This is a genomic window from Sinomonas sp., from assembly GCF_051955515.1.
GTDB lineage: Bacteria > Actinomycetota > Actinomycetes > Actinomycetales > Micrococcaceae > Sinomonas.
The window spans coordinates 1-11,986 of the sequence record NZ_JBQCGQ010000170.1 but is presented as its reverse complement, the minus strand read 5'-3'; the positions used below and the strand labels follow the sequence as shown (position 1 = coordinate 11,986).

The 11,986-nt window shown below is 66.5% G+C and carries 12 protein-coding genes; 1 reads left to right on the top strand and 11 read right to left on the bottom strand.

Annotated features, from left to right (window positions below; translation table 11 throughout):
• Positions 1 to 146 precede the first annotated feature (146 nt).
• The 4 genes from purM to ACTHL9_RS09510 all read right to left on the bottom strand — a co-directional run bounded on the left by purM (position 147) and on the right by ACTHL9_RS09510 (position 4,960).
• Complete coding sequence (gene purM / locus ACTHL9_RS09525; RefSeq protein ID WP_440518630.1) at positions 147 to 1,325, bottom strand: phosphoribosylformylglycinamidine cyclo-ligase; 1,179 nt, start codon at positions 1,323 to 1,325, stop codon at positions 147 to 149.
• A complete protein-coding gene (purF, locus tag ACTHL9_RS09520; RefSeq protein WP_440518629.1) occupies positions 1,322 to 2,923 on the bottom strand; it encodes an amidophosphoribosyltransferase in 1,602 nt (533 codons plus the stop codon). Before purF ends, purM begins: the two co-directional genes overlap by 4 nt.
• Positions 2,924 to 2,959: 36 nt before the next feature.
• Complete coding sequence (locus ACTHL9_RS09515; RefSeq protein WP_440518628.1) at positions 2,960 to 3,256, bottom strand: hypothetical protein; 297 nt, start codon at positions 3,254 to 3,256, stop codon at positions 2,960 to 2,962.
• A gap of 78 nt (positions 3,257 to 3,334) precedes the next feature.
• Positions 3,335 to 4,960, bottom strand: a complete 1,626-nt coding sequence (locus ACTHL9_RS09510) for an RCC1 domain-containing protein (RefSeq protein ID WP_440518626.1) — start codon at positions 4,958 to 4,960, stop codon at positions 3,335 to 3,337.
• Between the two features lie 212 nt (positions 4,961 to 5,172).
• Between ACTHL9_RS09510 and ACTHL9_RS09505 the strand changes: the two genes are divergently transcribed.
• Entirely contained in the window at positions 5,173 to 6,069 is an 897-nt protein-coding gene (locus ACTHL9_RS09505; RefSeq protein ID WP_440518624.1) for a helix-turn-helix domain-containing protein, read from the top strand.
• Positions 6,070 to 6,154: 85 nt separating this feature from the next.
• On the opposite strand, the gene ACTHL9_RS09500 is transcribed toward ACTHL9_RS09505, so the two are convergent.
• The 7 genes from ACTHL9_RS09500 to ACTHL9_RS09470 all read right to left on the bottom strand — a co-directional run.
• Positions 6,155 to 7,654 carry a nucleobase:cation symporter-2 family protein gene (locus ACTHL9_RS09500; RefSeq protein ID WP_440518623.1) on the bottom strand — a complete coding sequence of 500 codons (1,500 nt, stop codon included), beginning with the start codon at positions 7,652 to 7,654 and terminating at the stop codon, positions 6,155 to 6,157.
• 159 nt (positions 7,655 to 7,813) lie between these two features.
• Entirely contained in the window at positions 7,814 to 8,743 is a 930-nt protein-coding gene (pucL, locus tag ACTHL9_RS09495; RefSeq protein ID WP_440518621.1) for a factor-independent urate hydroxylase, read from the bottom strand.
• A 6-nt stretch (positions 8,744 to 8,749) separates the two neighbouring features.
• On the bottom strand, positions 8,750 to 9,091 hold the full coding sequence (gene uraH / locus ACTHL9_RS09490; protein ID WP_138414497.1) for a hydroxyisourate hydrolase: 342 nt from the start codon (positions 9,089 to 9,091) through the stop codon (positions 8,750 to 8,752).
• A gap of 4 nt (positions 9,092 to 9,095) precedes the next feature.
• Positions 9,096 to 9,668 carry a 2-oxo-4-hydroxy-4-carboxy-5-ureidoimidazoline decarboxylase gene (gene uraD / locus ACTHL9_RS09485; protein WP_440518620.1) on the bottom strand — a complete coding sequence of 191 codons (573 nt, stop codon included), beginning with the start codon at positions 9,666 to 9,668 and terminating at the stop codon, positions 9,096 to 9,098.
• Between the two features lie 231 nt (positions 9,669 to 9,899).
• The gene (locus ACTHL9_RS09480) at positions 9,900 to 10,859 is read right to left on the bottom strand and encodes a hypothetical protein (RefSeq protein WP_440518618.1); all 960 of its coding nucleotides are present in this window, start codon (positions 10,857 to 10,859) and stop codon (positions 9,900 to 9,902) included.
• A 156-nt stretch (positions 10,860 to 11,015) separates the two neighbouring features.
• Positions 11,016 to 11,489, bottom strand: coding sequence for a thioredoxin-dependent thiol peroxidase (gene bcp / locus ACTHL9_RS09475; RefSeq protein ID WP_440518617.1), 474 nt, complete (start codon positions 11,487 to 11,489; stop codon positions 11,016 to 11,018).
• Between the two features lie 22 nt (positions 11,490 to 11,511).
• Positions 11,512 to 11,986 (bottom strand): amidohydrolase family protein (locus tag ACTHL9_RS09470; RefSeq protein WP_440518615.1); only part of this gene is annotated, 475 nt, incomplete at its 5' end.

The following is an 11,986-nucleotide window of genomic DNA, read 5'->3' as shown; positions in this document are numbered from 1 at the left end:
CCGAACGCTTCCACCGCCGGCCCCAGACCCCCGCCCCGCCAGGTACCGTCGGCATCAACCTCACCGACCCACCCCAACAAACAGCCCCGAACCGACTCCAAGCAGCTTGACAGCGACCGGGAGGGGAAGTTGGCGTACCCGAGACGTCAGGCGTAGGAGTTGACGAGGCGTACCGCCCCGCCATCCACACCCTTCGCACCCTGGACGTAGTCGAGGCCGCTGGCAGCGGCCGAGCCGTCGTCCGTGCTCACCGTTCCCATGGTCCACGCCGGGACGCCGCGTTCGGTGAGCCTGGCCAACGCGCTGTCGGCCGCGTCGGGCGCCACGATGGCCACCATGCCGACGCCGAGATTGAGGGTCCGCTCGAGATCGGCCTGGGGCACGCCGCCGAGCTCGGCCACGAGCTTGAAGACCGCCGGGAGTTCCCACGTGGAGCGGTCGACCGTGGCGAGGAGTCCCTTCGGCAGGACCCGCGCGAGATTGGCCGCGAGGCCGCCGCCCGTGACATGGCTGAACCCGCGGAGCGGGAGGTCGGCACCCGCCTCGGGGGCGGTGTTGAGGGAGCGAACCAGGTCCAGGCAGTCGGAGGCATAGACCCGCGTAGGCTCGAGCAGTTCCTCGCCGAGGGTCCGGCCAAGCTCGGAGACCTGACGGTCAAGCGCCCAGCCGGCGTGGTTGATTACGCGTCGGACCAGAGAGTAGCCGTTCGAATGGATGCCCGAGGAAGCCATGCCGATGACGACATCGCCCGCGCGAACCCGCTCCGGGCCCAACAGCGCGTCGGCCTCGACAACCCCCGTAGCCGCGCCGGCGACGTCGTACTCGCTCTCGCCGAGGAGGCCGGGATGCTCGGCAGTCTCCCCGCCGACGAGCGCCGTTCCAGCCACCGAGCACGCGGCGGCGATGCCGCGGACGATGTCGGCGATCCGCTCGGGGACGACCTTGCCGCATGCGATGTAGTCGGTCATGTAGAGCGGCTCGGCCCCCACCACGACGATGTCGTCCACCACCATGCCCACGAGGTCAAAGCCGATCGTGTCGTGCACATCCATCGCCTGCGCAATGGCGACCTTCGTTCCGACGCCGTCGGTCGACGTCGCAAGCAGCGGGCGGCGGTACGTGAGGAGGCGACTCACGTCGAACAGCCCGGCGAATCCGCCGACGCCGCCGAGCACCGAGGCGCTGTGCGTCGCCTTGACGGCGTCTTTCATGAGTTCGACGGCGCGGTCCCCGGCTTCCACATCGACGCCTGCGGCGGCATAGGTGATTCCGGCCGAGGGGCTCGCGGCGGGGGGTGCGATGGGCTGGGGAGCGGAGTTCGTCATACGTTGGCCTCGTTGGGTTCTTCTGCCTGGGTCAGGAGTGATTCGAGTTCAGAGCCCGGCCCAGGATCGCAGCCGGCGGCGCCGGGCCGGTCGGCGGGGTCGGCAGTGGCCCCGTCCTCCGTGGCCTCGACCGTGGCCTCGCGCTCGAGCAGGTTCTTGCCCAGCTTGTCCGCGCTCGGCAGCTCGATCGGGTACTTTCCGGTGAAGCACGCCGTGCAGAGCCGCGCGCGCGGTTGCTGGGTCGCGGCGATCATCCCGTCCTCCGAGATGTAGCCGAGCGAGTCGGCGCCAATCGCCTGCGAGATCTCCTCGACGGTGGCCCCGTTGGCAATGAGCTCTGCGCGCGAGGCGAAGTCGATGCCGTAGAAGCACGGCCACTTCACAGGCGGGGAGGAGATCTTGACGTGCACTTCCTTCGCGCCGGCTTCCCGGAGCATCCGGACGATCGCGCGCTGGGTGTTGCCGCGGACGATCGAGTCATCCACCACGACGACGCGCTTGCCGCGGATCACGGATTCGAGGGCGTTGAGCTTGAGCCGGATGCCCAGCTGGCGGAGCGTCTGGGATGGCTGGATGAACGTCCGCCCCACGTAGGAGTTCTTCACGAAGCCGTGGGCGAAGGGGATACCCGACTCCTCGGCGTAGCCGACTGCAGCCGGCGTACCCGATTCGGGTACCGGAATCACGATGTCTGCGGCATGGGTGTTCTCGCGGGCGAGCTGGCGGCCCATCTCGACCCTCGACTCGTAGACCGAACGGCCGGCAATGCTGGCATCCGGGCGCGCGAGGTAGACGTATTCGAAGACGCAGCCAGCGGGGGTTGCCTCGCCGAAGCGCCGCGACCGAACTCCCTGCTCGTCGATGGCGATGAACTCACCGGGCTCGATTTCACGGATGAAGCTCGCGCCGACGGTGGCGAGCGCCGACTGCTCCGACGCCACGACCCAACCGCGCTCGAGACGCCCCAGACCGCGGGGGCGAACGCCGAAGGTGTCCCGCGCGGCGTAGAGTGTGCCCTCGTCCATGAACACGAAGCAGAAGCCGCCACGGATCTTGGGCAGGAGAGCCATCGCGGTCTGTTCGAGGGTCTGGCCCTTCTCGCCCTGCAGGAGTGCCGTGACCAGAGCCGTGTCCGACGTGTTGCCCTGCTTCATCTCGCCTGTGAGCTGGCCGCCCGTGAGCTCCTCGATCATGTCGCGGAGTTCGGCGGTGTTCGTCAGGTTGCCGTTGTGGGCGAGCGCGACCGTGCCGTTGGCCGTGGCGCCCAGCGTGGGCTGCGCGTTGGCCCAGTGGCTCGCACCCGTAGTCGAGTAGCGGCAGTGGCCGACGGCGATGTGCCCGGTCAGCGTATTGAGCGTCGATTCGTCGAAGACTTGGGAAACAAGCCCCATGTCCTTATACACGCTGATGCGCGTTCCGTCGCTCGCTGCGATGCCCGCGGATTCCTGGCCGCGATGCTGCAGAGCGTAGAGACCGTAGTAGGTGAGCTTGGCGACTTCTTCGCCGGGTGCCCACACCCCGAAGACGCCACAGGCGTCCTTGGGGCCTTTGTCAACAGGGTCTAGGTCAAGTGAGAGGAGTCCGTCACCGCGTACCACTGGTCAATTGTCTCATGGCCGCGGCGGCGCCTTGGCTCAGGACGCCGAGCCCTCGCCGTCGTCGTCGTCAGGGAGTTCCTCGACGGTCGCGCGCCGGGCTCGGCGGACGCTCACACGATCGATGATGAGGACGACGACGCCGCCCACCAGGACTCCCGCGGCGACGAAGAGGACGAGGAAGTAGCCGAACACGGCTTCGCGTGTGTAGCCGTCCGGGATGGTCCCGCCGTAGCCGAAAATCGCCGCGGCGATCACGCCAAGGAGGCCGCCCGTGACGAGGAACGGCACGAACTTCGGCGCGCGGCGGACGGTGATCTGGCGTTGCGAGGGCATGTCTCTAGCGTACCGAGTCGGACGAACCGCCGCGTCCCGTACCGGGTTGTACGGGACGCGGCATATCCTTCTGAGCTGCTACTTGTGAGCGAAGACACCGCCGTGGCTGTTCGGGAAGAACCCGCCTGCCGCGATCGGGGAACCGGGGCCGGAGAGAGCGCGCACTGGGTTCCGTTGGTACACCGTCATAGTGCCGTCGGCGCCCTGGCCGTAAGCGCCGTAGCCCCAGTTCCACACTGAGCCGTCGGCCAGGAGCACGTGCACCCCGTAGTAGCTGACGGCCATCTCCTTGATCGTCCCCGAGGGGATGGTTCCGGCATAAGGAGCGGCGTACTGACGATTGGCCTGGCTCGCGGGGGAATGCACGTAGTACGAGCCGAAGCCCCATGTGTAGACAGTGTTGTTGCTGCCCAGAGCGGCGCTGTGGTAGGCCTCGTGGTAGAACTTCGGCAGCTGGGCGATGCCGCTCAGAGGAGTCCCCGGGCCGGTGAGCACTGGCGCCGCATAGTTCTGATTCGAGAGGCTTCCGTTGGCGTTCATGCCTCCGGCGCCGTAGCCCCAGCTGTAGACCATGCCGTTGCGGAGCGCGAGGCCGCCCTTGAAACGCCCCCGGATCTGGCTGACACCCGATAGCGGTGTGCCGTCCTGGAGGATGACGGGTTTCATGACCGACTGGTTCCCGCTCAGCCCTGCACCGAGGTCGGACTGGTCATTGATGCCCCACGTCCAGACGCGGCCCTTCGTGTCTAGCGCGATGCCGCCCGTGTAGCTGGCAGAGATCGCCTTGATGAACACGTCCGGTCCGGAGATCAGCACAACCTTCGGCACGTTGGTGTCAGGGCCGTAGGTACCGTTGCCGAGCGAACCGGTGGCCGTGTTGAAGCCCCACGAGAAGATGCGACCGTGAGTCGTGAGCACGTAGCCTCCGCCCGTGAAGGCGACCGTGTCCACGAAGCGCTCGCCGGGGAGGAGCGCAGAGGCTCCCCCAAAGCCGAAGATGCCTGCCGTCATGAAATTTGTCCCCGGTGCGCACGCGTTGGACCCAGCGCCGTGGCTCCACAGAGTGTTGTCGCTGCGGATGAGGTAGCTGTTGTGGTCGCGGTAGCCGCCAGCCATCGCGATGATGGAGGTGGCCCCGAGCGTGCCAGGCCCGTTTAGGTTGTCCGGCGTCACTGCGTAGGTCTGGATGACGCTGCCCGACCGGTAGAGGGTGGTCCCGAGGTTCTCGCCCCACACGATGCCATCGGTCGCGGGAGGCACCGGGTTCAGTGCAACGGTGAGCGTGGTGGTGCCCGGCGTGAAGCCGGACGAACTGGCCGTGAGCGTCCCGCTGCCCGCCGACGAGGGAGCCACGACACCGTTGAGGCTGAAGGTCCCGGTGACCGGATCCACTCCGGCTGTCAGCGGACCGCTCCAGCCCGGCGGGTAGGTGAGGGTGACGGTTGCCGGGAGCGACGTGCCGACGTTGGGAATGACCTTGCCCGTGATGGATCCGTAGGTCATGCCGGGACCCACGATGTACTCGGGGTAGTCGAACACGATCGTGCCGCCGGTGGGAGACGCCGCGGCGAGCGGAGCCGCGGCGACGGCAAGCGCCACGGGTACGGACCAGGCCGCGGTCCGCGTCACCGCGCGGCGGGAAATTCCCTCTTCCTGGGCGGCATTTTCTCCGTTCGGGCCGCCGGGGACATTGGGCTCAGTCATGCTGCCTCTTTCTCATGGGATTCGCTGGGCGGCCTCAGAAGGAAACCGGTCATTCTGAACCGTAGAGGGCTTCGCGATTCGCCGTCGTTGAAAAGGCATTTCAGCGCCAGACGTGCAGCATTAAGTGCTCTCCGTGCCGATCTCCGTGGTCCACAGCCGGAGCTATCTTGGGAGCCTGCAATCGGTGAGGAACCACATTTTGGGGGACGACTGTGAGTGAATGGGCGGACGGGGCCCAGCATGATTTCCTGGGCGCGGAAGGCCTTGCCGAGCTTGAGGGCTTCATCGCCCCGCTCGGCGAACCGGGAGAGTTCGGCCTCCGCATGAGGTCCGTGCGGGCACGCGACGTCTTGGTGACATATGCCGCCGTCGCCCCTTCCCGCACCACCGCAAAGGCGATCTTCAGCGGGGAGGATGCCTGCGTCCACCTCGTCTTCCCCTTCGACGCGCAATTGTTCGTCGAGGACTTCGCAGAGCGGGGCATTCCCGCGGGCGGCATGATCGCCTACGCCGAGAGCTCCCCGCTCCGGCTGCGGATGGAGTCAACAGGCAGAGTGATCGTGGTGAGCCTCACGCGCGGGGTGCCTCCGGGGCGGCTTGTGTTCTCCGTGGAGAGTCCCTATCTCCTCAGCGGACCGTCGGCGAGCATGTCGGCGGTCCGCGCCGTGGCGGAGGTGGTCTTCCGCTCGGGCGAGGACGACGCCGCCGCCGCTGATCTTCTCGTGAGCCTGAGTGCGGCAGTACTCGTGGAGGCCTCGATCGAGGCGTGGTCGGAGGACCGGGACGAGGCACTCGTGGCCGAGGCCACGAGGATCATTGCCCAGGATTACCGCAACAAGGACCTGTCCCCAGCCGAAGTCGCGAAATCCCTCGGCATCTCGATTCGCGCACTCCAGCGCGCGTTTGCAGGGCGCGGAGGAATGACGCACACAATTCGCGCATATCGCACTCAAGAAGCCCTCAGACTTCTCAGCTCGGGCTCTATCCGCGACGCGAGTCTTGAACGCGTTGCGAGGAGCAGTGGCTTTCTCGACGGCCGAGCCATGAGAAAGGCCATCATTGCGAGCACGGGAATTGAGCCGAGGGACTATCGAAAGAACTTCGGCTGAGCTGGCGTTTCGAAAAGCATAAAGGCCGGTCCCGTCCTCTCCGTGGAGAACGGGACCGACCTCAGTGTTGTGGAGCTTCAGGGCCTCAGTGGTCGTGCCCGGCGTTCGCCGACGTCACCTTGACCTCGTTGCCGTCCTTGTCCACGATCTTGCCGTTCTCGCAGCGATCGCCGTCCTCGAGGGCATCGAGCACCACGAGCGGGATCATCCGCGTCGGGGCGGCCGCGAACACGGAGGGGCTCTTTGGGGTACCCCGCTTGATGACGTTGAAGAGGATGTTCAGCAGGACGGCCATGATGGCTGCCGAGCTGATTCCGGAGTCGAAGATGACCTGGACCCAGGTGGGGAACTTCGCGTAGAAGCTCGGGCTCACCACGGGGACGAGGCCGAACGCGATCGATGTCGCCACGATGATGAGGTTCATGCTGTCCTTGTAATCGACCTTCGAGAGCGTCCGGATGCCGGACGCCGCAACCGTGCCGAAGAGGACGATCCCGGCGCCGCCGAGTACCGGCATGGGCACCGCTGCCACGACTCGCCCGAGGATGGGGAGAAGGCCGAGGATCATGAGGACCCCGCCGCCTGCGGCGACGGCGAAGCGGCTCTTGATGCCCGTCACAGCGACGAGGCCGACGTTCTGCGCGAACGCGCTCTGGGTGAAGCCGTTGAAGACGGGCGAGATGGCCGAGGAGAGCATGTCGGCGCGCAGACCGTCGGCGATCCGCTTCGAATCCACCTTGGCGCCGGTGACCTCGCCGACGGCCAGGATGTCGGCGGTGGTCTCGGTCAGGATGACCAGCACCACGATGACCATGGAGATGATGCCCGCGGGCTCGAACGTCGGGAGGCCGAAGTGGAACGGCTCGGGGAAGGCGAAGATCGGGCCGTTGAGGACCTGGGAGAAGTCGGCCCGCCCGAGGATGACGGCGATGATCGTGCCGATGACGATGCTGAGGAGGATGGAGAGGCGCGAGACCATGCCGCTGCCGAGCTTGCTCAGGAGCATGATGATCACCAGCGTCAGCGCGGTCATGCCGATGTTGGCCGGGTCACCGTAGTCCGGCGCCTTCGCGTTCCCCCCGAGGGACCATCCGGCTGCGACCGGGACGAGCGAGAGGCCGATGGTCGTGATGACGACCCCGGTGACGACGGGCGGGAAGAAATGGATGATCTTCGCGAAGAACGGCGCGACGAGCAGCCCGATCAGCGAAGCCGTCATGACGGCACCGAACACCGCCGGAAGCCCACCGCCTCCGTTGACGATTGCGAGCAGCGTGGCAACCGAGGCAAAGGACGTGCCCTGGACGAGCGGGAGGCGCGAACCGAACCATTTGATGCCCAGAGTCTGGAGCAGGGTCGCGAGGCCGCCGATGAAGAGACAGGCGGTGATCAGCAGCGCCAGGTCCGGGCCTTTGAGGCCAGCGGCCGAACCGATGATGAGCGGCGGGGCGATGATGCCGCCGTACATCGTGAGCACGTGCTGGAAGCCGTACGCGAACGCCGTGAGGACGGGCAGCTTCTGATTTTCGGGGCTCACTGCCGCTTGCTCGACGGCGGTGGGGGCGGGTGCGGTCTTTCGGGACACAGCAGACCTCCTTGTCAGCTTTGAATACCGAGTGCGCAACTTGGGATGGGGTGGATTTGGCTAGCGCCTGGGCTTGGCGAGCGGGCCCCAAAGGAGGACGACGGCGGCCGGAGTTCACCGCCGTCGTCCTTTCTGGGCGCTATGGCTGGGAGCGGCGGCTCAGCAGAAGCCGGCGATGCCGTCCCAGGCGTTTCCTGCGTCCGAGATCGTCTCGCGCTGGAAGTTCGCCTCGATGAGCCCGTACGGGCGGTCCGCCGCGTAGAAGACCTCATTTGGGTTGTCGAGCCCGAACGGCGTCAGGTCGACGACGAAGTGATGCTTGTTCGGTGTCGAGAAGCGGATCTCGTCGATCTCCGGGTGCGCGTCCAGGACCTTCTGGGCCATCTGGAACAGCGTCTGCTGGAGCGCGTAGGAGTACCCCTCGGTGAAGCCCTCGAGAAGGAGGGCCTTGACGTCGTCGTACGCCTTGTTGAAATCGATGCCGCCGGCGGCGATGGCCTCGTTGTTGTAGCGCCAGCGGGCCGAGACATCAGTCGCGAGGATGCGGTCCGTGGTCTCCTGAAGGGTAGTGAACCGGTCCTTCGGGTAGCCGACGAAGCCGGACTCGGTGGACTTCAGGACCGTGAGGTCGTTGAGGCCCGAGATGACGTAGATGCTGTCGCCGTCCTTGGTGACGACCGCGTTGCGGACCTCTTGGCCCTTCCGCACGAACGAGTGATCGTGGCCCTCGCCGTGCGCGATGATGCGCTCCCAGGCGTACTGCTCGGCCTCCCAGCGGCCCCCGGTGACCCACGCGAACTCCGACGTGAAGTGGTTCGCGAGCCGGATCAGGAACTCCTCGGGGGAGCCGATGCCCTCACGGGCGAAGCCGTAGACGGTGTTCTTCTGGGTGTCGGTCGGCACGACGTGGGCGTTGTCGCCGTCGAGATGGGCCGACTCGAAATCGCCGCGGAGCTGCGACGTGACGTTCAGGTCCTCGATCTCGTGGCGGGCGGTGTCGCGGGTGATCTTGACGACCCGGACCTCTGCCTTGCCGTACTGGTTCTTGCCCAGGATGACTTTGCTGTTCTCAGTGGTGTTCTGCGCCATGGCGCTTCAGCTCCCTCGGTACGTAGAAAAGGCGAATGGACTCAGCAGGAGCGGCACGTGGTAGTGCGCCTCGTTCTCGTTGACCGTGAAGGTCAGAGAAACCTCCGGGAAGAAGGTCTCCTGCCCGATGCCGGCGAAGTAGGCCCCAGTCGCGAACTGCAGGCGGTACGAGCCGCTCTGCAGACGCTCCGGGCCGAGGTCTTTCACCCGCCCGTCGGCATCGGTGGTGCCCGTTCCAATCTGGGACCATGCCTCGCCGTCGCGGGCGTAGAGTTCGACGGCGACACCTGCTGCCGGCTTCCCGGCTGCGGTATCCAGAATGTGGGTGGTCACGTGGGAGACGCTCATGAGCTCATGCTCCTCTCGTCGGACACGCTCTGCTCCAGGAGGCTTTTTGCTCCAGGAGGCTTTGCTCCAGCAGGCTCTCCTTCAGCCGAAGCAGTGCGATCTCGCGGAGCTGCTGCCCGACGACGGGCTCCTCCTGCTCGGGCGTGTGGCCCAGGCGCTCGTGGAGGGCTGTGAGCATCTCGTCGGCCGTTCGGCCAGCGGCGCGGATCAGGAAGACCCGGCCGAATTTCTCTTCATAGGCGCGGTTCCCCTCGGCCAGCGCAGCGATCGTTCCGGCATCGCGCTCGTCCACACCGGACTGCTCGTTGCGGGACATCGATGCCTCGGTGGACTGGCCGCTGACCCTTTCGCCAATGCGGGGATGGTGAGCGAGAGCGCCCTCGAGTTCCGCAGAGGTGAAGGGGTCGGCCGCGCCGCGCGCGGTGTCGAGGAGATCGTCCAGGCTCGCGAAGGGGCGGGCGGAGGTGATCTCATCGATCCAGCGGGGCACGTCAAGGCAAGGCTTCAGGAGCTCTCGTGCCTTTTCGGCGGGGGCGGCGTTGAACTGTTCAAGCAACATGGCTTGTCGGGTCCTCAACTGCTCAATGCTGGCATCCACGGTGACGGCTATACGGAACGTCGGTTTCTTTGGTTCCGCATCGTGGAACTGTTATTTCAGCATGTGTAAATAGTCTGAGGGACGCGGATGTGATTGTCAACACCCTATCGTGTGATCCACCCCGCTCTTGGCCTCGATGACCGGCCCGGGGCCGCTTAACCTGTGCTGACCAACACCGGTTGAGCGGCCCGGGGCCTGTCATATCGGTGCTCAGCCTGCGAGCTTGGCGGCCCGTGCGAAAGCTGCCCGAAGCTTGGCCTCGACGACCCCGGGCGTAGCCAGCTCGGACCACCTGATCCGGACCACGATCCATCCGGCGGCGATCAGGGCATTCTCCCGGCGCCGCTCCGCCAGGAGAACTTCGGCGGCGGGTCGATAGTCGAAGTACTTCGTATCGCCGTCGAACTCGAGAATTACCCGGAGTTCCGGCCAAGCGAAATCGGCTCGGAAGAGCCCTTCCTCGGTGCGGATCTCGAACTGCAGCTCGGGCTGGGCCATCCCGGCCGCCGCGAGCATGAGGCGGGTTCTGGTCTCTCCGGGGGACTCGGAACGAGGATCTAACGCGGAGAGCAGCCGTTCGACTCGGCGATATCCCCTGATCGCGCCCGTCCGCTCAGCGGCTTCCGCGATGCCGTCGAGTGTGGCGCCGAGGCGGAGGGCATGGTCTCCGATGATGGCAGCAGGCTCGAGAGCGAGAATCCGCGCGCAATCCGCCACGGTACGATTCAACGACGTCAGCCTCAAGACTCGGCCTTCTCGCACGAGTTCCGCCAGGTCCGCGTCGCCGACCGGTGCCGAGTGGGAGGCAACGTCGGCGCCGTGGCTGGTAGGAGATGACGAATACGGCACGGTGACGTGGACCCTGTCCCCAGCTGACCACGTGCTGCAACCAGCCAGCCGGGCGGCAGAGACGTGGCTATAAACGGACTGCCGTCGTGTCGAGGCAGCATGGGCATAGATCCGGTACAAGTCCCGATCCCAAGGACTCGAGGAGCGCCACACCCTGCCAAGGATGTAGGCACCCCGGCGCAGGCGGATCACGATTCGTCCCCGGACCGCGGCGGTGAGAAGGCGGTCGCCGATTCCCGCCTCAGCCAGCACTGACGTCGACGCAACCACGCCCGGCGGCCAGCGTTCTTCCACGATCGAACGGATTACCCCAGGCTCCATGCCGACAAGTCTGGCGGGGCCGGGCGAGGCCCCGCCAGCAGATTCCCTCGTATGTGGATAACCCAGGGAAGACGACGGCGGCCCCACCCGCTTGACCGGCGCTGGTGAGCACCGTATCAAGCGGGTGAGGGCCGCTTGTGTGAACACGGGAAAGGGCTAGACGCCCAGACGCTCCCTCAGGGCGGCGACGTGGCCGTCCGCCTTCACGTTGTAGTCGACTGACTCGATGGTCCCGTCGGGGGCCACCACAGCGGTCGAACGGAGGATCCCGTCCACGACCTCGCCCTTGACGATCTTCTCGCCCCACGCGCCCCACTCCTTGGCGACGGCAGCGCCGTCGTCCGCGAGAAGCGGGAAGGTGAGGCTGTAGTCGTCGGCGAACGAGGCGATCGCCTCCACGGGATCGGGCGAGATGCCCACAACGCTCACGCCGGCGGCGTTGAGCGCGTCGAGGCTGTCGCGGAAGTCGCAGGCCTCCGTGGTGCAGCCCGGCGTCGCGGCCTTGGGGTAGAAGTACACGACGACGCGCCGGCCGCGGTAGTCCGAGAGCGAGACATCCTTCCCGGACGCGTCCGGGAGCGTGAAGTCCGGTGCCTGCTGCGCCGCAGCGAGCTTCGTGGTGGTTGTCATAGTTCCTCCTGGGAAGATCGAATCAGGCCGTGCCGCGGCGGATCAGCTGCCCCTTCGGATCGCTGAAGTCCACCTCGGTGCCGCGCACGAAGGTGCGGCGCACCACGCCGGAGAGGGTCTTTCCCTGATACGGCGTGATGTGGTTCTTGTGGTGAAGCTTGTCCGCGTCGACGACGAACGCCTCGTCCGCCGCGAAGATCGCGAGGTCCGCATCGTACCCCGGCGCAAGGGTCCCCTTGCGCTGGAGCCGTGCGAGCTCGGCAGGCTTGCGCCCCATCCACTCGACGACGCGTTCGAGCGGGAGGCCGCGCCGACGAGCCTCGGTCCAGATGATCGGCAGCCCCAGCTGGAGCGACGCGACGCCACCCCAGGCCACGCCGAAGTCACCGTTCTCGAGGTCCTTCAGGTCAACCGTGCTGGGGGAGTGGTCCGAGACAATGCAGTCGATCACGCCGTCCTCGAGGCCCTTCCAGAGCAGCTCACGGTTGGAGGCTTCG